Source organism: Flavisolibacter tropicus (genome assembly GCF_001644645.1).
Classification (GTDB): Bacteria; Bacteroidota; Bacteroidia; order Chitinophagales; family Chitinophagaceae; genus Flavisolibacter; species Flavisolibacter tropicus.
This window is the reverse complement of record NZ_CP011390.1, coordinates 2,696,685-2,717,489: the sequence shown is the minus strand read 5'-3', so window position 1 is coordinate 2,717,489 and position 20,805 is coordinate 2,696,685. Positions and strand designations below refer to the sequence as shown.

The 20,805-nt window shown below is 43.1% G+C and carries 21 protein-coding genes; 10 read left to right on the top strand and 11 right to left on the bottom strand.

Annotation, left to right across the window (positions count from 1 at the left end):
* Window positions 1-7: 7 nt before the first annotated feature.
* The 9 genes from SY85_RS11440 to SY85_RS11400 form a co-directional block, all read right to left on the bottom strand.
* Complete coding sequence (locus tag SY85_RS11440; protein ID WP_066404594.1) at window positions 8-778, bottom strand: LytR/AlgR family response regulator transcription factor; 771 nt, start codon at window positions 776-778, stop codon at window positions 8-10.
* Entirely contained in the window at window positions 775-1,824 is a 1,050-nt protein-coding gene (locus SY85_RS11435; protein WP_066404592.1) for a sensor histidine kinase, read from the bottom strand. Before SY85_RS11435 ends, SY85_RS11440 begins: the two co-directional genes overlap by 4 nt.
* Before the next feature lie 170 nt (window positions 1,825-1,994).
* The gene (locus tag SY85_RS11430; protein ID WP_066404589.1) at window positions 1,995-3,197 is read right to left on the bottom strand and encodes a serine hydrolase domain-containing protein; all 1,203 of its coding nucleotides are present in this window, start codon (window positions 3,195-3,197) and stop codon (window positions 1,995-1,997) included.
* Between the two features lie 123 nt (window positions 3,198-3,320).
* Window positions 3,321-3,929, bottom strand: a complete 609-nt coding sequence (locus tag SY85_RS11425; protein WP_066404587.1) for a hypothetical protein — start codon at window positions 3,927-3,929, stop codon at window positions 3,321-3,323.
* Window positions 3,930-4,245: 316 nt separating this feature from the next.
* Entirely contained in the window at window positions 4,246-4,980 is a 735-nt protein-coding gene (locus SY85_RS11420; RefSeq protein ID WP_066404585.1) for a LytR/AlgR family response regulator transcription factor, read from the bottom strand.
* A 7-nt stretch (window positions 4,981-4,987) separates the two neighbouring features.
* Window positions 4,988-6,025 carry a sensor histidine kinase gene (locus SY85_RS11415; RefSeq protein ID WP_066404583.1) on the bottom strand — a complete coding sequence of 346 codons (1,038 nt, stop codon included), beginning with the start codon at window positions 6,023-6,025 and terminating at the stop codon, window positions 4,988-4,990.
* 5 nt (window positions 6,026-6,030) lie between these two features.
* Entirely contained in the window at window positions 6,031-6,390 is a 360-nt protein-coding gene (locus tag SY85_RS11410) for a DUF4288 domain-containing protein (protein WP_066404580.1), read from the bottom strand.
* A gap of 20 nt (window positions 6,391-6,410) precedes the next feature.
* The gene (locus SY85_RS11405; RefSeq protein ID WP_066404578.1) at window positions 6,411-7,211 is read right to left on the bottom strand and encodes a LiaF transmembrane domain-containing protein; all 801 of its coding nucleotides are present in this window, start codon (window positions 7,209-7,211) and stop codon (window positions 6,411-6,413) included.
* A gap of 273 nt (window positions 7,212-7,484) precedes the next feature.
* On the bottom strand, window positions 7,485-8,126 hold the full coding sequence (locus SY85_RS11400; protein ID WP_066404577.1) for a DUF6266 family protein: 642 nt from the start codon (window positions 8,124-8,126) through the stop codon (window positions 7,485-7,487).
* Window positions 8,127-8,601: 475 nt separating this feature from the next.
* Between SY85_RS11400 and SY85_RS11395 the strand changes: the two genes are divergently transcribed.
* The 3 genes from SY85_RS11395 to SY85_RS11385 all read left to right on the top strand — a co-directional run bounded on the left by SY85_RS11395 (window position 8,602) and on the right by SY85_RS11385 (window position 10,486).
* Window positions 8,602-9,036, top strand: coding sequence for a hypothetical protein (locus tag SY85_RS11395; protein WP_066404575.1), 435 nt, complete (start codon window positions 8,602-8,604; stop codon window positions 9,034-9,036).
* 149 nt (window positions 9,037-9,185) lie between these two features.
* A complete protein-coding gene (locus tag SY85_RS11390; protein ID WP_066404573.1) occupies window positions 9,186-9,671 on the top strand; it encodes a hypothetical protein in 486 nt (161 codons plus the stop codon).
* A gap of 176 nt (window positions 9,672-9,847) precedes the next feature.
* Window positions 9,848-10,486: a hypothetical protein gene (locus SY85_RS11385; RefSeq protein ID WP_066404571.1), complete on the top strand. Its 639-nt coding sequence runs from the start codon at window positions 9,848-9,850 to the stop codon at window positions 10,484-10,486.
* A gap of 76 nt (window positions 10,487-10,562) precedes the next feature.
* Here SY85_RS11385 and SY85_RS11380 read toward each other — a convergent pair whose 3' ends face one another.
* A complete protein-coding gene (locus SY85_RS11380) occupies window positions 10,563-12,092 on the bottom strand; it encodes an IS1182 family transposase (protein WP_066402099.1) in 1,530 nt (509 codons plus the stop codon).
* 487 nt (window positions 12,093-12,579) lie between these two features.
* On the opposite strand from SY85_RS11380, the gene SY85_RS11375 reads away from it, so the two are divergent.
* The 6 genes from SY85_RS11375 (at window position 12,580) to SY85_RS11350 (ending at window position 17,898) form a co-directional block, all read left to right on the top strand.
* Window positions 12,580-12,993 (top strand): hypothetical protein, encoded by a 414-nt coding sequence (locus tag SY85_RS11375; protein WP_148661166.1) that lies wholly within the window; start codon window positions 12,580-12,582, stop codon window positions 12,991-12,993.
* A 132-nt stretch (window positions 12,994-13,125) separates the two neighbouring features.
* On the top strand, window positions 13,126-14,277 hold the full coding sequence (locus SY85_RS11370) for an IS4 family transposase (protein ID WP_066404563.1): 1,152 nt from the start codon (window positions 13,126-13,128) through the stop codon (window positions 14,275-14,277).
* 633 nt (window positions 14,278-14,910) lie between these two features.
* Window positions 14,911-15,570: a hypothetical protein gene (locus SY85_RS11365; protein WP_066404561.1), complete on the top strand. Its 660-nt coding sequence runs from the start codon at window positions 14,911-14,913 to the stop codon at window positions 15,568-15,570.
* Between the two features lie 210 nt (window positions 15,571-15,780).
* Window positions 15,781-16,284 (top strand): hypothetical protein, encoded by a 504-nt coding sequence (locus tag SY85_RS11360; protein ID WP_066404559.1) that lies wholly within the window; start codon window positions 15,781-15,783, stop codon window positions 16,282-16,284.
* Between the two features lie 293 nt (window positions 16,285-16,577).
* Window positions 16,578-16,988, top strand: coding sequence for a nuclear transport factor 2 family protein (locus SY85_RS11355; protein ID WP_066404558.1), 411 nt, complete (start codon window positions 16,578-16,580; stop codon window positions 16,986-16,988).
* Window positions 16,989-17,595: 607 nt separating this feature from the next.
* A complete protein-coding gene (locus SY85_RS11350) occupies window positions 17,596-17,898 on the top strand; it encodes a DUF7716 domain-containing protein (RefSeq protein WP_066404557.1) in 303 nt (100 codons plus the stop codon).
* A 25-nt stretch (window positions 17,899-17,923) separates the two neighbouring features.
* Here the strand turns inward: SY85_RS11350 and ade are convergent, their stop codons facing one another.
* Window positions 17,924-19,558 (bottom strand): adenine deaminase, encoded by a 1,635-nt coding sequence (gene ade / locus SY85_RS11345; RefSeq protein WP_066404556.1) that lies wholly within the window; start codon window positions 19,556-19,558, stop codon window positions 17,924-17,926.
* A gap of 254 nt (window positions 19,559-19,812) precedes the next feature.
* Between ade and SY85_RS11340 the strand changes: the two genes are divergently transcribed.
* Window positions 19,813-20,604, top strand: a complete 792-nt coding sequence (locus SY85_RS11340) for a peptidase associated/transthyretin-like domain-containing protein (RefSeq protein ID WP_148661165.1) — start codon at window positions 19,813-19,815, stop codon at window positions 20,602-20,604.
* Window positions 20,605-20,805 lie beyond the last annotated feature (201 nt).

Here is a 20,805-nt window from a genome sequence, read left to right as displayed (position 1 = left end):
GCATATGTTACTCTCCTAACCACGACCGGAAGAAGGGTGCTTTTTCACGACTGATAATAATTTCATCGTCAGATTTAATGGTAAGCTCTACTTTGAGTTTGCCATTAAACCAGGCGTGAACAGTATGAATAACATCGTGTGCTAAAATGTGCTGGCGGTTAGCCCGGAAGAATTGTTTTGCGTTTACGAGTGTTTCTATATCATCCAGTGTATAATCAATAGTATATTTCTGATTGTTCTTTGTTATCAGAAAGTTGAGTGTGTTCTTCGCACAGAAATAAGCAATGTCTTCAGTATTGATGGAATGCATTTTTTGTCGACTCTTTACTAAAAACCGGTCTTTATACGCTCCCCCGTTTCCTTTATTTAGTTGTTGAAGAAGTTTGGTCATATCAAGCGTAACAGGTAACGCCGTCTGCTGTGTATGTATTTCTTTGAACTTAGCCAGGGCCGCTATCAGTTCACCTTCTTTAATGGGTTTCAGCAGATAGTCAACACTATTTACCTTAAATGCCTGCAGTGCATATTCATCATAAGCTGTTGTAAAGATGACGGGTGTTTTGATAACCGTTTGGTTAAAGATGTCAAAGCACTGACCATCGGCTAACTCAATATCCATAAATATCAGCTCTGGAGAAATATTGCTGGAAAGCCATTGTACGGTGCTTTGAATGCTGGTGGTGCGTCCTACAATTTCAGCCTCAGGTGCTACTGTTCCTATCAGGTTGGTTAGTTGCTTAGCCAATAAGTTTTCATCTTCAACTATGAGCACTTTCATATGTCGCTGTTTTTAATCAATGGAAGTGATACCTGAAATGTCTTATCTGTTTGTTTTATCAATACCTCTTTTTGATTCAGCAAGCGGTATTTAGTAGTAATATTTCGCAAGCCTAGTTTGTTAGACGTAAGAAGAGAGGATTTCTTTTGCAAGTTATTTACTACTATAAGGCTGTCTGTTTCTCTTGTATATAAAGTAATGACCAATGGACTCTCAGGTAATATAGCATTATGCTTGATGGCATTTTCAATCAACAACTGTAACGTAAGTGGCGGTAATAAATAAGATAAATGCTGATCATCTATTTCATTGTTTAATACAATGCCTTCGCTAAAGCGTGTCTTTAGCAAGTGAAAATAGTTATCAATAAAGGCGAGCTCTGATTCTAACGTGGTCAGGTGTTTATCGTTAGCCTGTAATACATACCGATAAACACTGGATAGCTCATTAACAAAGCGCACTGCCTGTAACTGATCTTCCATGATCAATGAGGACAAAGAGCCCAGGTTGTTAAAGAGAAAGTGCGGGTTGATCTGGGCCTTCAATGAATCCAGTTGTGTTTGTAGCTGCTCTATTTTTAAAGCTTCTTTTTCGGCAAACGTTCTCTTCCACTGTTGAAAGTAAAATATGGTTTCATAAATACCGGCTACTATGGCCACAAATAGCAGTGCAATAAAGATGTTGTACCAATAGCCTTCTGGTGGAAAAACATAACCCCAGAACAGCGTTTTGTCATAAAACCAGATGTTTAAATAGCGTATAACAATCGTTACCAGCATACAGCCAACAAACCATCCCAAAATACGTTGGCGTGTTTGGTGAAGAGAAGGATACCGCTTATGAAAATAGTGGATCACTAATCGATTCGTTTCCCATAAGAGCAAGGCTTCTGCAATAGCTATCAAATAGATTTGCCAACTGGTAAATCCATCGTCTGCACCCATATGCTCTTCATTAAAGAAGATGATATGCGACAGGAAGGCGATGAAGGGAATTCCTAAAAAGCGAAACCATTTATCATGTAACGTTCCCTCTTTAGAAGCCATAGTAGTATTGTTTAAATAAATGCAATTAGTTGAATAGATAAGCAGGACTGCGGGTAACAGTCCTGCTTAAATGTACAAAACAGAACCTTATGAAGTGAATGATGCTCTTTTTAATGAAACAGTTAGGAATAAGAAAATCTCAAATTCCAAATCACAAATTCCAAATTCATTTATCGCCATTGGGCTACTGCCTTACACAATTCATTTTTGAAATCAGTGATCTTGTATAAGTAGGGGCCAAACAATTTTCTGCCAGCTGTTATATTAATGAATAGATAAGTGTTGTTGTCGGGAACATACAATAGCATGGTAGAACTGCCAATGCCATCGCCCTCGTGTCCATATTGAGGTGTAGTGCCATCAGCATATTGAAAATACTCAAAGCCTAATCCATAGTCAGGTGCCGGAGAGCTTTTGCCTTGAAACCAGGTTTTCATTTCCTGTACTGAGTTGCTGCTTACCACCTGGCCATTCATCAAGGCTTCATAAAACAATATAGCATCGGACGATGTAGCTGCTATACCACCCCAACCTTCACAAGCACGTGCCAATGCGCTATTCCAGGCAGAAGCATTTTCCAGTTGGTCTTTCGCATAGCGGTCTACGTAATAATTGGGAAAGCCCAGCGTTAACGTTTGTTCTTCTGTGGGTGCCACATAAGTATGTTGCAGGTGCAGGGGTTGAAAGATATCTTCTTGCAGCAGCTGCTGGTACGATTTGCCTGTTAGCTTTTCTAGTATGAGTGTTAGCAGCAGGTAATTGGTGTTTGAATAAAAATATTCTTCTCCGGGTGTAGAACGTAGCTTTTGCTCTTTTAGCATTCCTAATATTTCATCAGTAGATGGTTGATGTAAGGGATCATTGAACTGGGCCACCAGGAAGGCGGGTAGCTCAATAAAGTCTACAAGACCGGAAGAATGGCTAAGCAGCATACGAACGTTGATCTTATCATGGCCATCAATGTTTTTAAGTACATCGGCTGACAGATAGCGGGCGATGTTGGCATTCAGATCGATTACTCCTTTTTCCTTTTGTTTCATTACCAAGGCGGCAGTGTAGGTCTTAGTGATGCTAAATAACCAGGTAGGCGTTAAAGGATGGAAACTGCTTTTGCTTTCAATTTTGGTGAAGCCACCACTGGTAAAATACCAGCCATCGTTATTCTTTACGGCTACTTGTACACCGGGTAATCCCTTTGCTACGTATTTATCAATTATGGTTTGCAGGGATCCTTTCATGGGATGGTCAGGGTTCATTTGTATTGTTCCGCTGGGTGTTTGTACAGGTGTTTCAAATAAGTTTTTTTTACAACTGCTTAAAAACAGAACAAGGATTAATGCTGAAACGCTATATTTAAAATACTGTTTTTTCATAACTTATATCAGTTTTAGTTAGTTAGTAGTGGTATTTATATTCGGATTTCGATATTTTAATTTAGAATTTCCAATACAAGGCTAGTTTATTGAAAAGGTTATTATTCTCCTATGGAGTTTTAATTATTTAGTGTTTTGAATCTTTAATCCTAATAAGCCTGCTGAAACAGGTAGTGGAGATACATCTGGATTGTATCCCAACAAAGCTTGCAGTTGATAGGCCAGGTAAGGTCTTACTACATAATGGTCTAGTTTTAAAGAGCGATATCCCACACTTAATTGAACAGGTACCTGGTACATTCCTTTAAACGGACTCCCCTTTACCCATTCCTGTCCATTCCATTTTTGAGGAGTATTGCCATAAAAAGCAAAGCGGTAACCAAAGCCTAAGCCTATGCCTGCTTCTACCTTGTTAGCGATCACAGGTGTGTATTGTCCTAGCAATTGCAGGTACATGGCATCGCCTTGATAATTATTGCGGGCATATCCTAAGTGCAGTGTTACGGCAAACAGTTGTTTGTGCCCCAGTGGCTTTCCCCAGCCTACAGAAGTAAGTAGCTCAGGTCTCTCTGGTTTCAGGTCTTTTATTGGTGCATAAAAGGTATGCAGGCCAGCAGCTACATCCAGCTGCCAGGGTTGATCTGTACGCCTGTTTTTATCTTGCCCGTTAGATTTTAAGTTGGCAACTAGTAGCAGAAAAATAAGAATGACTAAGCAGTAGTTGTTTTTCATTTTGCAGTTATTTTAAGGCAAGTAACAGCAGAATGAAAGCGTAGGCAATGAAAAAGCCTATGACACGTAGGATGAGAACAGTGAAGCGTAGAATAATGGATGTGAACTTTAGAGCAAAATGAGCCTAAACTATTACGTATTTATAGGATAACAGTTGGCAGTTGATAGATGACAGGTAGAAGAAATCAACATTCTGTTATCTACTGTTGATTTATTATGTACCCGTAACCAACGAGAAATAAAAAAGCCCCGATATACTCAGGACTTGCATTATTTTTTTTATAATTAATGAACAGCGATTGATTGGTGTTCTTCTTTAAAGACCCAATACCTGTTTCAGTTTTGCATAGCCAGCGCGGCTCACTGGTATCTTTTCTCCCGTTTTTAAAATAGCTATATGGCTGTCCTTCTCATAAGGATCAATGCGTGTAATATTTTGAATGTTGATAATGCTGGAGCGATGGCAGCGCACAAACTGTTCCTTATTCAGTACTGCTTCAAAATGATTCATCGTACCATTCTTTAAAAAGCTTCCTTCCTTGGTATAGATCTTTACATAATCATCGGCCGCCTCTATGTAATTGACCTCGTGCATTGGGATGATCTTGATATGATTGCCGCTCTTTACCACAATACGGGAACTTTGTACTGGCGATAAGGCAGCAGCCGATTCCAACAACGCAGCAGTTGTAGCAGCGGTAGCAGAAGATTCTTTCCATTTTTGAATGGCCTTATCAAATCGTTCTTGTGTAAACGGCTTTAGCAGGTAATCTACCGCATGCGCATCAAATGCTTTTAAGGCATATTCATCAAAAGCCGTTGTGAAAATAACAGCCGGTGGTTGCTCTACCAGTTCCAACATCTCAAAGCCATTGATACGTGGCATTTGTACATCCAGGAAAATAAGATCGGGTTTCAATTGTTGAATAGCCTTCAGACCTTCCAGTCCATTGTCGCATTCGCCGGCCAACTCTAAATCGGTATGTGATTGCAGGTATTCTTTTACAAGACTCCTTGCTAGTGGTTCATCATCTATGATCAAAACTTTCATGTCTTCTTTATTTTGTCGGTTGCGGAATGGTTAAGCGGGTGGTGAATAGTTTTCCGGAAGTTTCTGTTTGTAACAGATCATTCCGGCCAAATAAAAGATAAAGCCTGCGTTGTATAGATAACAATCCAAAGCCGGTGCCCTTGGGTGAAGTAATGTCGGGGTCAAAAGGATTCTGTACTTCTATGATCAGCGCCTGGTCTTGCTGGTAAGAAGAAACGGTAATGGTTATTTCGTCAAACGTGTCATATAGGCCAAACTTAATGGCGTTCTCTACTATCGGTTGTAACAGTAATGCAGGTAATTGCAATGCTTCTGTTCCTTCTGCCAACTCAAACGCTGTATCCAGGCGATGTCCAAATCGTACTTTTTCAATCTCCAGGTATAGCTGCAGGTAGCGTACCTCTTCACCCAATGATGTCCATTGATGTTCTTCTTTTTTTAAAGTACCACGTAAAAACTCCGACAACTGTAAAACCATTTTGCGAGCAGCCTTTCCTTCTGGTCCTATCAAAGCGGAAATGGAATTCAAACTATTGAAAAGAAAGTGGGGCTGCAGCTGTTGACGCAGTTTGAACAACTCTGCTTCTTTAGCCATACGCTCGGTTTCTCTGCGTCTTTCTTCCAGTGCTTTTTGCTCCTGCCAATTGTACCACAGTACGCTCACTAAGACAATAGTTGATGTGATCAGAAAGCCAAAGCTAAAGCGTATAAAGAGCGATTGCTTTTGAAACAACAGGTATTGCGTATCGGCAAATAGTAGCGTTAAGATCAGTCGGCTTATTACCAGCCAGATAATGGTAAGTGTGGCCACCCAGGCCAGGAGCATTACATAGCGGTCGGCCTGTGGAATATAGAACTGTAAGGTGTTGACCAACAGTAATGCGACTAACATCAATAAGATGTTGGAAACAGCACTGTCGGCAATGGCAACTGTCCAGGGTAAATCAAAGCTGGTAAGCACACAGGCATGTATGAGTGCCCATAGCAGCCAGCCGCTGAAGAACAGCCATCGAAAACGAAATACAGAAAGCGGTGAATTAGCCAAAGCGGTTATATTGCTTGTAAGAATGTTTGGTTTGATTCGGCCAGTATAAAGCTGGCTTTTGCATGTACTAACACTTCAAATATATCAGCATCATCTTTTTCCTCAATACGTGAATATATCTCTGTACCATCGGCTACTTCATGCAGTTGGTAAAGTTCGCTTACATCTATGAATTTCCAGTGTACTAGTTTTTGCTGTTGGTTGAGAAACTGCACTTCTTCTTTGATCCCCATTTGCATGGCCTTTTTGAACGCTTCACCTTTTGAAGAAGCCTCTACCAGGCGTAACTGTTCTTCATACTGCGGTGTATGTTCACCATTACCACACACTATGCGATACACCACTTTAGCTATATACCAGCTCATAACAATAAGTTGAATAGTGATTAAAAAGATTTGATCTCAATACCGCCAAAGATGGAGGTGCCTTTGAGCACTAATACTTTGCTGCGGTCAATGGTGGCGTTGTGAATGGCGCGCTTGTCGTCAATACCACCGAAGATGGCGGCCATTTCAGGTTTGATATCCCAATGCGGTGGAACAATGATCTTGGTGCCGCCAAAGATCTGCGTTACATCTAAAATCACGCGGCCATTAATATCGGCTTGAGATAAGTTGATCTCAGTGCCGCCCATAATGTTCACAATGTCGCCGCCCTGGAAGTTTTTAGTGAAAAGCGTTTTTTTGATGCCCCCAAAAACGGTTGTTGAATCCAGGTAGTCCTCATCGGATCCTGTAGTTGCCGTGTACGGTGCTGCTTCTTCATGTGCTACTGGAGCTGGCTCTCCTTGTTCCTGCATGTCCCAACGACGGTGGCGTGGCTTAAAGATCAGGAAGGCGCCCACTGCCATAATGGCCAGCGGCCAAACGTAACGGCGGTCAATAAAGCCAGGGTAGAATTCCGTTAGGAGGAAAATGCCACCAATCAGTATCAACATAAACCCGGCGCCTCCGCGAAAGTTGTGTCGAACCCCTATAAATAAACCCATTACGATCAACAGCATTTGCCAGGTAAACAACCATGCTGGTACTAAAGGTGCCAGAGTGCCCCTTAATAAGGCCGCTGCACCAATGAAAAGCAGGAACAATCCTGTCCATCGGCGACCACGTACAGACATCCCTCTGTGTTCTCTCCAATGCTCCCTGCGTCCATAGCGTTCTTCTATTTTCTTTTCTAAGTCGTTCATCTTGTTGTTATTTTTTATCAAAACTATAGGCTTGCGAGAGGGGAGTCAATAGCATACAGGGGAGTGTACATTGGTTTTCGGTAAGCTGCGGTTTTTTACCGGTAAATGGCAACTGGCATTAAAAGGATAATGCCAGTTTGTTGACAGAGGACAGTTGACAGATGATAGTAGAACTCTGTCAACTGTCAACTGTCCTCTGCCAACTTAATACGCCCTATTTTATTGAAAAGGGTATAGTATGGATAAAACCCAAATTCCAGGTTGTACTATTCCTTACAGCAGCACTGTTCCCGTATAAACACTATCACTGGCATCGGTAGCATCCTCATTGATAAAACCCATCCATGTTTCTGCCTTTTGGCCGCGCAGGTTATTGGTTTGTAGCAAGGCTTCTCCCTCGCTTCTGTAGGCCGCTTCAGTAGAGCAGATTACCTGCTCCAGGTCAGGGAAATACGCCACTAGCAGCACCATGTCGGTTGCTTTGGCTTTGCCGGTTGTACTGTTATCTTCCCAGCGAAAGCGCAGGTTTCCATCAGCCTCCACTATTACGGTTGGCGCTGCCGCCTTGGGCAGGCTACCGCGTGAGACCAGTACCAACGGATAGGCAAGTAACAAGTCTGGATCACTACCCACCAAGGCGCCATTCATGGTTTGGCTCAAGGCGCGGTTGTAGCCGGTACTACCTTCTGTGCCAATGGGAAAGCTCTTTTTCAAAAAGCCGGTGCCGGTAAAGGATTTAATAAAGGGTAATACCAACTGCAGTTTGCGTTGCTGGGCGGTGCGGGCTGCGGTGGGTTTGAAAGAATTGGGGCGGGTTTTAGAACGAACTACCGGTATCCCTAAGCGCAGATAACCGGTTATGGGGCCTGCGGTACCAACAAGAGGTCCCATAATGCCCTGCGGAAGTTTTGCCATAGTGTACGAGTTTTGGTACCGCTAACTTGCTAAAATATTAGCAATTCCTAGCAGGGTGCAACTAAATTCGAACGTCTCTGCTACCTATTTCTTTCGATCCCAGGAATCGAACAAATATCGAAGCAATATCGAAGAAGAATCGAAGAAAAGGGGGATCAAAGGGGTAGAAGAAAAACTGTGAGATATAAGTTTTATCGGCTATGCATCGGGTCTTATATTCAGTCTGCTGAATAGGTTGTTGCGGTAATAGGCAGGTTCGTTTTTTGGGTAGCCTGTTTAACATAATACAGTTCGTTTCCTTGTAGCCGGAAGGACAAAAAAGAGCTAGGACACGTGGGAGTGGCTACAAAAAAGCGAACCTGCAAGGCCTTGGTTTTCACCTTATGTGCAAGCGATTTGTAATGTAACGATAAACGAACTTGGGTTCGTATATTTATGCGTTAGGCGTAAGCAAGATAAATAACTAAGAATTAAAATGGGAATAAAGCGATGCTCTGAACAAAAGCGACAAACCTTGGAGGAATTCTATGCGGAGTTTATTCCAGACAAGGTCAAAACGTTTGCTGATGTCGGCACACCGATGTTGAAAGTTCTAAACCTGCTCAATGACACATTTCCTGAGACAGAGATTTATGGTCTTACATCACACGCAACTTTATTGCTGCTTTCCGAAGACAGTTCGCTTAGTCCTTGGTTCGTTGCCATAAATGGACTGGAAGATGAATATTACATCGAGTATCTCATGACACCAGATAAGGAGCCTTGGCCAAATGCCAGGGTTAAAGGAGCAACCAAGTCTTTGAACGAATTGCAACAGTTTATAATCATAGCTATGAAAGAAAGCGCAGGCTGGTCAAATAGTATTGAACTACAGAGACTGTATAGTGACATTAAAGACGCAAAACACTGATTGCCTACGCCTAACATAGCATTCACAAAAGCATGGCTTTTGAACAACGGCTAAACGCTATATCTTTATCAACTACAGAACGCAAATGAAGCTGAATCAAGTAATGCCATGCCTTCGTAAATGCTTTCTGCGTTATACGCAACTTTATCATGCATCCCTCAAACACAGTTTCTCAAGTAAATGAGTTTATTGCAAAACGAGATGGTTGGCAGTACAAAGTATATGCAATCTTCTTTTCAACAGTGCTGGCACTGATGCTAATTTATTTCCATAGCCAATCTTGGTTTGCTTCAAAAAGAATCGTGATTGTGGTTGTAATATTTGCTTTAATAACTGCTTATCTGTGGTATTCGCTATTAGATAAAACTGCCAGTCTCATTGTAAACCATCAAGGTATTTGGCCAAAAAGGAGAAAAGTGATTCCTTGGAACATAGTACAAAGGTTTTATTTTGAAAGCTGGCATCATAAAGTTGCTTCTTACTTTATGTTTATTGAAACGACAGAACACAACAGAAGAATCAAATTAAATGTTTCAGACTTAGATAAAACATTCCATGAAATAGCGGAAGCAATAAATCAATATTCCAATGGCTACAATATTGAATACGGTGGGATTACTCGCCATACGCCATAATAAGATGCGTATAACATGGGCTTTAAAAAAGTCTGGCTGAATAGCTATCTTTCAGCTGCAAAACAATAGTCAACGAAGGTGCTAAAGAAGATCGATAGTTTTCCAAATTCCCGACCCTCTTAAAGCCCTTCCTCGTTGGCTGCTATTGGTCGTTTACGGTGACATTTCTTTAAAGCATGATAAAACGAGTAGACATAACCTCTCCACAAGCATTTGCATACATCCAAGAGCAACTTGACATTTCCGGTAAAACACTGGCAAACCAATTGCTTTCGAAATCTTTGTTGAAAGGAAAAGTATTTACCTATGTGCCCGAGAACGCGCCCTCGGAGCTCTTGTATAGGTTTGAGACAGGCGGAATTTATCCCTTCGATAGAAGTTTACTTCAAAATACTCCCGCATTAGTTCCTGTTCAAAATGATGCAAGACCCGTTGTAATCAACGACATTCTTCAATACCTACGCCAGAACAAAGAACACTGCTGTTTGTTTGAAGAAGCACATGGAAAGCCAACAGACCCATGGGTGGAACCTTCTCAAATGAAGTATGTGTATCTCAATGACGAAATGTATTACTTCTTTAACAAGGATGCTGAACCACAAGAGTTTGAAGATTCATTCAGGACTAGTGAAGGTTATTACTTTCTTTGCGCCCTGAGTTCGTTGCCTATTGACAGCCAAAACGGCTTTTCTTCATTCAATTCTTTGAATAGTGAACAATTGAAAAGCTTCGCCTCAAATGTTGTTTCGTTCTTTGTCCGAGCTTACGACGGAGAAGGGTATTTGCAATGGAGTAACGAGGTGCAAGTTACCTAATGCTCTACGGCAGCCAACAGTAGTGGCTGTTGCACAACTCGGAACTAAAACAGTATTTGTATGTGGTTTTTTGATTTTAGCAAGCGTAGCTTAAGCTGGTTTGTATTTGCTCTCCTCTTCGGCTGTAGAGAACCGGTAGCCAGTACAGCATAACCAGTAGCTGGCCAAGCGTTTTTTCGCCTTTGCCTTCGGCTTCCCCCATCCATTTTAGGAGTCTTTTCAAATTATAACACACGGCGGCCATCAGCAAACACTTGTTGGCCAGCTGGATGCCTCTTGTGTTCACTCGTCGCATCCCTAAAAAGTTCACCAGGGTACCAATCACCGGTTCGACGGTGGCTTGCCTAAGCCGTTTCATACGTTTGGCTTTGCGGGTTTGTAGCCGGAGATGCATCTCATCATAGAGGGGTTTGTCTACAGTGTCTTCAATCTTTTTAAAATCACTTTTACCAATACAGGTTTTTCTCAAAGGGCAGTTCCTGCAATCCAAAGAACTGCTTCTGTAGACCCGCATCTGGTACGTGCCATCATGAGAGTCCTTGATGCGTTTAAAAGGAAGCCTTACTCCCCGGGAGCATTGGTAATAATCCCCGCCGGCAAAATAGCGGAAGCCTTCCCGGGTGGGTTTATATTGCCCAAAGTTGGGGATATAGCCGGTGACACGGTACTGCTTCAGTGCTTTTAGGGCCTCCGAAGAGGAGTAGCCCGCATCGCAGAGTACTTCTTTTACTTTTAAGCCTACCGCCTTTACATTGTCAATGGTATGCCGGAGTAATGAGGGCAAACACTGCGAGTCTTTTTTACTGGCATAGTCGGCCTGTATACAAGTAATAACGTGATGGGCGGTATCGACACTGAGTTGCCCCAAATAGTTTAACTGGCGGGGCTTGCCGGGTTTGACGGCCACACGGGCATCCCCATCGGTAGTGCTGTAGTGGGTGTGGTTGGAGACAAAGCGAGCCCGCCATCCACCACTGGGCCGCCCTTTGTAGGCCTTCCGCTTCCAGCCGTGATGCCACTGCACTTGCTGGTGTTTGAAGACGGAGACGGTTTGCTTTTCTGTTTGCTCTTCGTCCTCTGCATCTTCACCGAGTTCACCTGCATAGGCTTCCCCGTCCTGCACAATTTCTTTTTCTTTTAAGGAGTCCATCGACGCATTGGCTTTGACATGCACCGAGTCCAGGGCCTGGCGTTTGCCCTTCACCATGCCTTGTTGCACACACTGGCGTAAGACCCGTTTGAAGAGTTCTTTAAAGACCTCTTCACCCAGAAGTTGACGCGTGCGGCTGATGGTAGAATGCCAGGGCAGCGGTTCGTCCAGGGAGTAACCGATAAAGTACAAAAGATCCAGGCGCAGGCTGACGGTCTGGATGATTCTTCGATCGCTTAAGAGGTTCTCGAGATAACCAATTAAAATGAGTTTGAAGAACACCACCGGGTCCAGCGATTTGTGGCCCTCACGGCCATAGTACTTTTGGGTGGCTTCATAGAGCCACTCCACATCCATGATTGCTTTTAAGCGGCGGTAGAAGTTGTCACGCGGCACCCGCTCCGAGAGGCGGAAGGAAGCAAGGCGCTTGTCTTGAAAAGGTTTCTTTCCTTGCATGGTTTAATTTACCACTTTTACAGTGGCTTTAGGAGGCTGAGTTGTGCAACAAGCACAGTAGTTTTGCAAAAGTTAGGCAGACGGGATAAATTTAGACTGTAAACTACTAATCAGCTTTTTTTACGCCGTTGTTGGTGTTCCTCTTAGCTCTTGTGCTGGGCTGCACCAACAACTGAACGTAGTTGAGAGGTTCTGCTATAAGTTGTTTATCTTCAACCATGTTGTTGGTGGGCTAAACATAGACCCTTCAACGGCGTAAATAATGGCTGAGGCACGCATAACAAACCTCCTCCCAACTCCTAAAGTAAAACATCAAAACCGTCTTTCGAACACTCGGGGTCGCCGACCAACGGCAACGGGAGGGACGTTTTTCCCAAAAGCACAAAGACTTGTGAGAGATGCAGTATTTTTGAGTGTTGTACGCTATTAATTAATCATGTTCATTATAAGTTTTTTTATAGGGTTGGGATACATTTTATTCATGTTGATGGCATTCTCATTAGACCCCAAAAAGAAGTATTATAACCGACTGTTTGAAAGAAAGACATATATTTTTCATTTAGCCTTGGGTTGTATGCTATCAATATTGGGCTTTTACCGGATTAAGTACATTAATTTCCAGGAGGTGGGTTACTTCATGCCCTTACTTTTTTTACTTTTTTTCCGTCTTTTCGATTGGGTAGTATTAAAAATGCAAGGGAGGCATATACTTGTAGTTACAAAAGGTGACCGAGTGCCATCAGATTACAAATGGTGGACTGATGGCTTATTCACACTCCTTTCTATGATTACACCGATCCTTGTGAGTAGCCTTATATTAATGAAACTGAAACAAAATCCAGGCATTTTAGGAGGCCCATATAAAGATGCCGTAAAGATTGATCTTATAACAAATCAATAATCACTCTTTTTACGTGGTTGTTGGTGTTCCGTAGCAATCCGTAGTGTTTTTCTAAATTATAAACGACTACTGTCCTGAGTTGCAAACCACAAGTGTTCGAAACCTTAGCAGGGCGTTTAACGTCTATTGAGCATGACAGCTGCTGCTTTGCTAAAGCTCCTGCCGGCGCGCTGCCTGAGGGCTTTAGCCGTTACCACCCAGGTGGACCACCAGGTCAAAAAACTCTCCGGCGAGATCATGTTCAAGCTGATCTTGTTTTCGATGCTCAACTCCGAAAAGCTTTCCCTGCGGGTGATGGAAAGTTTTCTAGCGTCCGCCTCCTTTAAGTCCTTTGCCCACAGTGAAACCCTGCACAGCCGCTACAATTCCATCCGTGACCGCATCTGCACCATGCGGGCTGCCTATTTTGAAAAACTGTTTGCCACCGTGTCCGCCCTCTACACCAAAGTGCTCGGGGAAGAAAAAGCTCTTACCCGGGTCGATAGCACCTATGTGGCGCTGTCGGCCCGCCTGTTGGCCGGGGGGCTGCAAAACGGCCCCAACCTCACCAAGGGGCACACCAAGTACAGCGTGGCTTTAAAGGGCTCCCTACCCGCCTCGGTCAAGGTGTATACCCAGTCTACCTTCATCAGTGAAGACAAGGCGCTGGCCGCCCTCATTGATGAAGCGGCGTACTTAAAAGACGGTGTGGTGGTCTTTGACCGGGGCCTGCAGTTGCGCGACGCTTTTGACCGGTTTACCACGGCCGGCAAGGGGTTTGTGGGCCGCACCAAGACCAATATTTATTTTCAGTTGAAGCGCTGCCGCCCCTTGCCACGAGCGCCCCGCCAATCTTCGGTTAAGGTATACGGTGATGAAGAGGGCTTTCTCTATAAACGAAAAGGCAAAACCACCCAGTATACGTACCGGGTTATCAAAGCTACGCTGACCCAAAACGGCGAAGCGCTGTGGCTGATCACGAACCTGATGGAGGAAAACCCGTACACCCTGGCCGAATGGTACCGCAGGCGCTGGGACATTGAAGTCTTCTTTCGATTTATCAAGCAACACCTCAGTGCCGCCCACCTGGTCAGTCGCACAGAAAACGGCATCCAGGTCATGATCTACATGACCTTAATTGTAGCGGCCCTGGTCATCGCCTACAAGAAACTCAATCACATTAGCAGCTATAAGATTGCCCGACTGCAATTTGAAATTGAACTGGAAAACCAAATCATTAAAACCATTGTAACCCTGTGTGGTGGTGATCCCCGTAAAGCCGCTCCGCTTTGGAACTCCAGCTAAAAACAAGGTTTCGAACACTTGTGGTTGCAAACTCAGGACAGTGTGTACTATATTACTATCATATACTACGAATAGCACGGGCAGTTCGTAAATTTAGTAAAGTCCAAAAGTCCTGCCTTTCACTATAAAGACTGGACACATACGCTTGATTTATCTAAATAGATTAATGCGCACAACAACTACATAAAAAATGAAAGGTGGTAAGAAAGAATAAAACGGGTACACGAGTTAAAAATGAATCAGCTATTCCAATTTGGTTAAGGTGGGTATTAATAATATTAGCAGTTTTAGCTCTGCTTGTAATTGCCACTAAAGGAACAGGTCCATTCCGGTCTGACTTTCCAGTATGGTAGTCATCGTTATACCAATTGTAGTCCGCGTTGCCGTTGGTCGCCGACCAACGGTTCATATACTTAGAAAGAGTGTTAGCAACTGAAATGAGTCGTTGCAATTACAAGCCGCAGTACAAGTATCTAATGATACTCTTGCTGTATGGATATACATTCATTTAATAATAGAACCGTTGGTCGGCGACCAACGGTAACAAAGGGACAACAGTGATCCACAAGTGAATAGGTGCCCTTCTTGCAAAAGCCTTGCAATTGTGTTATCTTGAAAGGAAACGCCTGTTTTATGAAAGGTTTGCTGTTTGCCTTTGCTTCCCTGTATTTTATTTGCTGCTCTAGGGAGGCTACCTTGGACGGTGCCGAAGCAAAGAAGTTAGGAGATACTCCCGTCCAGTCGACTGCCAAAGGCAAGGGCGGCGGCATTCCCACTGCTCCTACCACCTTTGCCAAATACACTATTCAGCAAGGGGCTCACGAATGCGACCCGCGGACGCTTAAGTCGGTCTCGGGCACTTCAATGAACTTCGTGGCCCGATTCGACAGCACGGCCATCTACCCAGCCGTTATTACTGACTACAACCATGCCTACGATGCCAACAAGCTATGGGGCTTCTCGGAAGGGCTGAACAATCAATACAACAGCGCGCGCCTGGGCTGGCGTTGGCTGAATGGCAAATTGGAGTTGCTTGCCTACGTGTATGTAAAAGGCACACTGCTGCGTGACCCCATTTCCTATGACCCTCCATTTATTAAAGCCGTGGAAATTGGCAGGGATATCAATTGCAGCATTGCGGTTTCGGGCAGCAGCTATGTCTTTACGGTGGATGGCGTGGCGGTGAAAACAGCGCGGGGCAGGTCTGTTTCCACCTTCAGCGGCTACCAACAGTATCCTTATTTCGGCGGCACGCTGACGGCCCCGCACCTGATGAATTTCTATATTAAGTGAGATGGTGTGTGGTAAGTGGTGAGTAAGAAGTAGCCAGTAAAAGGAATGAAGAAACAGTACACATAGAAGGTGTTGCGTTAGTGTCTAAGCGGGGGCTTCGCTGCCTGGACTTGCAACGTATGGAGACCTCGCTTGAACGATTTGGCTGTCGGCAAAAACTTCAACAGTTATGTATATTTATTTGTTAGAGGCAACTGCATTGCAATCATTATGAGAAGACCAATACCTCCAATTTTTAAAGACCTTCTTTGGCTGGGCATTTCCTTCTTGTTATCAGTTTTATTGCTAAAGATTGTTTTGAACTATAACCTATTCTCAGGCGTGGCTATTGCTATGGAAGGCAGCCACATTACCTATCCTGCCTTGCTCTATTTTGTGCCTGTATTCTTGTTACTGTCTTTTGTTGTTTTTTTCATCAGACAAACTACATTACGGTTTTCCAGAAAGTGGACAAATGGGATACTTGTATTGACTGGTGCATTCTTTATTATAACTGTGGCTCTATTGAATGACTTCCTTGGCCAGTTCAACACGGGCACAAGTGGCTGGACAAGTTATCCTCCTTTGTCAGGGCTGCCCGAAGAGGAAACAATAACAGCAAGAGATACGACTCTTACCAACCTGATTTTTATAGGTAAAGTATTACAAATAATAGTAGGTGTGGCTTTACTCTTTATAACCTATAAGTGGGGAAGGCAAAGAAGTAGCCGCTAACACCAGTGGCTATTGCTCCTGGCTATTCATAGTGTCTATATAAATTATAAACTCCGGGCAGCGAGCACTATATTACTATCCTATACTAGGGTAGCACGGCGAACGTTTTCTCTTTGCTAGCTAAAGCCGCCCGACTTAAATCCAGAAGCAAAGTATATAGACCTTATGCTGAAGAATTCTATTTACCTTTAGTAGGCCAACTGAATGTAGTAAAATATTCCCCCTTTGGCAATTCTCGAACATTGTGTATCCCACCTGATTACTGCCATTGATAACAATTAAATTAATAGAAAATGGAAACAGCAGTAATGACCAACAAAGACATTGCCCAAGCACTCTACAATTATTTTGGTGAGGGTAATGTTCCCGCTATTCTAGACCTTGTTACCGATGATATTAAATGGACCTGCCCAGGCCCTACAGAAATACTCCCATATGCACAGGTGTACAATGGGAAACAAGGAGTGGCGGATTTTTTCAGACTTATTTATGCCAACAAAGATTTTCCCAGTTTTGAAGTGAAGGAGCTTATTGGAGAAGGGGACAAGGTTGTGGCACTTGGACACTGGGATGCTAAATCTAAGAAAACGGGCAACTCTTATTCCGGAGACTGGGCCATGGTATTTTATTTCAGGGATGGGAAATTATATGAGCATAAGGAATATTACGACTCCTATGGTGAGGCAATGGCTTCCAAGGGATAATCTTGCCTGAACAGAATGGTGAACCTGGTGTAATGCCCAAAGGGAACATTGCAACTACCGCTTTACAAATTTCAGCGAGGTATTGCCACAGGGAATTATATAAAGACCTGTTGCCAGCATTGCGATTTCCCGAAGTTGCCGTTGGTCGCGACCAACGGTTCCTTTTTATGAGTGTATGTATACTTTAAACAAGCACCATTAGAAGCTTTTTGCGACTGCATAAAGCAGTAACGGTTCCTTGCACCTGTTGACACATTTTCTGACTATATGAACCGTTGGTCGGCGACCCTAAGTGTTCGAATGTTGTTCTTTGCGTTGCTTTGCGCCTTCTTTGCGAGGCTTTGCGGTTGTTTTTTTACCGCAAAGGCCACAGAGAAACCGCAGAGGGGAGCAAAGGAAATTGCTTCAAAGAGTACGCTCTCTACTGTCTATTAGATCTTTCGAACACTTGGGGTCGGCGACCAACAACAACGGGGCATACTCTATATTATAAACTCCGGATGGCGTGCGGAATCTATGTCACTAATCTTACTAGCCTGCAGAAACATGTCTATATTTGAGTATAAGCGGCAATCCTGCAATCTCAAACTACAATCAACAAAGCAGTATGACAATACGTGAGGTTATTTCCAACATTGACAACCAAAGTGAAGAGGCAGTAATTTTTGCAAAAAAAGAGAATGGAAAGTTTTTACCTTCTTCTGAAGTGGTAGTAGTGGAGTTGACGGATGAAGAACAGGAAACGCCGCTAGAAGAGTTAGCCGAAAAGTACTGCCCTGGATTTGATTATTTTTTAGAAGTATACCTAGTGAAAGACCTGGTTGGGGCCTTAAGTAATACTGTCGGATATAATTCTTTACAACAACAAATTGATAGGATTATCAACTATGCCGAATCAGATGCTGAATGATTTACTGTCTTTAGTTATATGTGAGTTAGTGGTTATATAGACTAAAGCTATCGCCATCAAACAACCCCAGGTCGCTCAGTTTCAAATGAGGAATAACCAGTAGGGCCATAAAGGACAATGTCATGAAGGGGGATGCCAATGTTGATCCTAATTCCTTTGCAGCGGCATCAATGGCTGCATATTGGGTAGCCACTTCATATCCATCGGCCGTTGTCATAAGGCCAGCTACCGGTAAAGGCAGTATGTGTCGTTTGCCACGGCCTACACAGCTTACACCGCCCTCTTTTTCAATCACCAGATTCACTGCTGTACAAAGACTTTCATCATCTACACCTACGGCTACAATATTGTGGCTATCGTGTGCCACTGAGGATGCAATGGCTCCTGATTTTAGACCTACATTTTTGATGAATGCTTTTGCAATAGGTGCATTTTTATAACGGTTTACCACCACTATTTTTAAAATATCCTGTTCTGTATCGCTTACCAGTTGGTCATTTTCTGACTTAGGTGTTAGCATAAGTTTATTGGTGATTAGCTGACCGTCCAGTGTTTCTATAACCGGAAGTTCCAACGTGCTGGTAATAGCAAAATCCTGTACCTGCTTGGGGCTACAATTAAATTGGTTAACTGCTTTTGCATCTTTCGTTTCATGTCTTGCAATCAATGACTTTCCTTCTTCTGCCACCAATACACCATTTACATAGGTTTGCTGCACATTAAAAGACTGCAAGTCTTTTACAATTATAAAGTCGGCAGGATCACCTTCTTGTAATAAACCTACATTCAGCTTGTAATGCTCTACCGGATTGATACAAGCAGCCTTCAGTACATTGAATACATCAATGCCTTTGGCTACGGCTCTTGCGCACAGTTGATCTATATGACCTTCTACCAGGCTGTCGGGGTGTTTGTCGTCAGAGCAAAACATCATCATATCCGGATGCTCTTGCACTAAGCCGACAAGCGCTTCGAAGTTTTTGGCTGCACTGCCTTCGCGGATCAGGATCTTCATACCGTATTGCAGTTTGTCTAATGCTTCTTCTGCTGTAAAACATTCATGGTCGGTAGATATACCTGCGTCTATATATTGTTTGGCAACATCGCCACGTAAGCCGGGTGCGTGGCCATCTACTGGTTTGAAGAAATGTTTTGCGGCTGCAATCTTTTGCATAACCTCTGGGTCTTTATTAAGTACGCCCGGAAAGTTCATCATCTCACTTAAATACTTGATCTCGTCACGGGCCAGCAGCTCACGTACATCATTAGCGTTCAAGGTAGCACCAGCCGTTTCAAATGTAGTAGCCGGTACACAGCTGGGGGCACCAAAATAGAACTTGAAAGGGACCGTCTTTCCATTGGTGATCATGTATTCTACTCCTTCTTTTCCGCATACGTTGGCTATTTCATGGGGGTCGCTAACGGTGGCCACAGTACCGTGTACTACCGCCAGTCGTGCAAATTCAGAAGGCACCAGCATAGAACTTTCAATGTGCACATGGGCGTCAATAAAGCCGGGTAATATATAGTTGGTGGGCTGCGAAGTAGATTGGTCAACAGGTTTAATGCTATTGATCTTACCTGCTTCTACTGTTATTTCTGCTGCGTATATGCGTTGTTGTTTGATGTCTACCAGGTTGCCTGTAATGGAAAAATTCATGATCTGCCAATTTCTTTGATGTAGCAAAAGCATAACTCATAATGAGTCAATTGCAATTGGGGTATTGATTGTCAAAGCTAAAGTTTCGTTTTAGAAGTTAAGATGGGAATATGACTTATTATATGCAATTCAATTATAATTTATAGCAACTGGTACAATCTGCTGTTTTACCAGTAAACTCAGAATAGCAACTTTATTGCCGAATTACAACTGCCTAATAAACGAAAAACACCAATTTTTTAAAAATGCAAACCATGAAGCTACTGTTTATCCTACTGCTGACCAGTAACCTTTTCTCCAATTGTTCCAAGGATAAAGTTGAAAAAGTTGATAATGGAGATACTCCGGCTAAGAAGGGCTTCATTACTGGTAAAATCCTGGACCCGCAAGGAAAGCCTTTAGCTGGCGTACGGGTTACAGCCAGTCATTCAACTTGGTATAATACTACTATCAGTGGCGTTACTAACGACAAGGGCATCTATACCTTGGATATGAATGGACAGCCAGGAGGAAACTGGAGTTTGATGGCAAAATATACAACTCCTACGCCTTATAACGGTAAGACCTATGTTTTTGAATTACGGTCAGAAGATGCAACGCCTGTAACTACACCTACTGAAGGTATTGTACGTAACATGAGCTGGAAATTATCAGGCGTCGTTCCGGGAAGTACTACAGATGCACGTATAGGAACTTATCTAACCTACTTTTCAGGCGTTGATGTGCCTGATGAGGAGCTGGAATTTACGTTAGAGCCTGTAGGTCCTTTGGTAGATGGTAGTACTGGAAAAACCATTGTAGCGCGGGCCAGCTCTTTTCCTAGTTCTTTTATTGGTATGTATAGCAACATCGGGGTAAAAGATATACCAACAGGTCGATATAAGGTTTCCGTTCATCACGTGCCGCCTGCTGGTTCGCCAGTAAAAACGATAAAGTTATCAGTGAGAGGTAAAGGCGATTATCAAAACAGTGTTACTGTCGATCCCTCACAGGATCCGGTATATACAAATTATACAGAGTTAGAGTTGGATCTTACAGAAGGCTAACCGTTACCTTAAAGTGTCGCTTCTGCTAATAATTGATATACACAATGAGCGGTAGACCGCTTAGTAGCGGTCTACTTTCTTTTATGGACCATATTACATTAAGTGTACGATTATTCAAATTCGTTAGTAAAGACTAAAGATCATTTTTATAGTGGTGGCTGGCAGTAGCAAAAAAAGCTGGGACCTCCTAAAAAGGGGTAT

Excerpts from the sequence above, each read along its gene's own strand:
- SY85_RS11440 (WP_066404594.1), bottom strand. The coding sequence starts at position 778 with ATGAAAGTGCTCATAGTTGAAGATGAAAACTTATTGGCTAAGCAACTA.
- SY85_RS11435 (WP_066404592.1), bottom strand. The coding sequence starts at position 1,824 with ATGGCTTCTAAAGAGGGAACGTTACATGATAAATGGTTTCGCTTTTTA.
- SY85_RS11430 (WP_066404589.1), bottom strand. The coding sequence starts at position 3,197 with ATGAAAAAACAGTATTTTAAATATAGCGTTTCAGCATTAATCCTTGTT.
- SY85_RS11425 (WP_066404587.1), bottom strand. The coding sequence starts at position 3,929 with ATGAAAAACAACTACTGCTTAGTCATTCTTATTTTTCTGCTACTAGTT.
- SY85_RS11420 (WP_066404585.1), bottom strand. The coding sequence starts at position 4,980 with ATGAAAGTTTTGATCATAGATGATGAACCACTAGCAAGGAGTCTTGTA.
- SY85_RS11410 (WP_066404580.1), bottom strand. The coding sequence starts at position 6,390 with ATGAGCTGGTATATAGCTAAAGTGGTGTATCGCATAGTGTGTGGTAAT.
- SY85_RS11405 (WP_066404578.1), bottom strand. The coding sequence starts at position 7,211 with ATGAACGACTTAGAAAAGAAAATAGAAGAACGCTATGGACGCAGGGAG.
- SY85_RS11400 (WP_066404577.1), bottom strand. The coding sequence starts at position 8,126 with ATGGCAAAACTTCCGCAGGGCATTATGGGACCTCTTGTTGGTACCGCA.
- SY85_RS11395 (WP_066404575.1), top strand. The coding sequence starts at position 8,602 with ATGGGAATAAAGCGATGCTCTGAACAAAAGCGACAAACCTTGGAGGAA.
- SY85_RS11390 (WP_066404573.1), top strand. The coding sequence starts at position 9,186 with ATGCATCCCTCAAACACAGTTTCTCAAGTAAATGAGTTTATTGCAAAA.
- SY85_RS11385 (WP_066404571.1), top strand. The coding sequence starts at position 9,848 with ATGATAAAACGAGTAGACATAACCTCTCCACAAGCATTTGCATACATC.
- SY85_RS11380 (WP_066402099.1), bottom strand. The coding sequence starts at position 12,092 with ATGCAAGGAAAGAAACCTTTTCAAGACAAGCGCCTTGCTTCCTTCCGC.
- SY85_RS11375 (WP_148661166.1), top strand. The coding sequence starts at position 12,580 with ATGGCATTCTCATTAGACCCCAAAAAGAAGTATTATAACCGACTGTTT.
- SY85_RS11370 (WP_066404563.1), top strand. The coding sequence starts at position 13,126 with ATGACAGCTGCTGCTTTGCTAAAGCTCCTGCCGGCGCGCTGCCTGAGG.
- SY85_RS11365 (WP_066404561.1), top strand. The coding sequence starts at position 14,911 with ATGAAAGGTTTGCTGTTTGCCTTTGCTTCCCTGTATTTTATTTGCTGC.
- SY85_RS11360 (WP_066404559.1), top strand. The coding sequence starts at position 15,781 with ATGAGAAGACCAATACCTCCAATTTTTAAAGACCTTCTTTGGCTGGGC.
- SY85_RS11355 (WP_066404558.1), top strand. The coding sequence starts at position 16,578 with ATGGAAACAGCAGTAATGACCAACAAAGACATTGCCCAAGCACTCTAC.
- SY85_RS11350 (WP_066404557.1), top strand. The coding sequence starts at position 17,596 with ATGACAATACGTGAGGTTATTTCCAACATTGACAACCAAAGTGAAGAG.
- ade (WP_066404556.1), bottom strand. The coding sequence starts at position 19,558 with ATGAATTTTTCCATTACAGGCAACCTGGTAGACATCAAACAACAACGC.
- SY85_RS11340 (WP_148661165.1), top strand. The coding sequence starts at position 19,813 with ATGAAGCTACTGTTTATCCTACTGCTGACCAGTAACCTTTTCTCCAAT.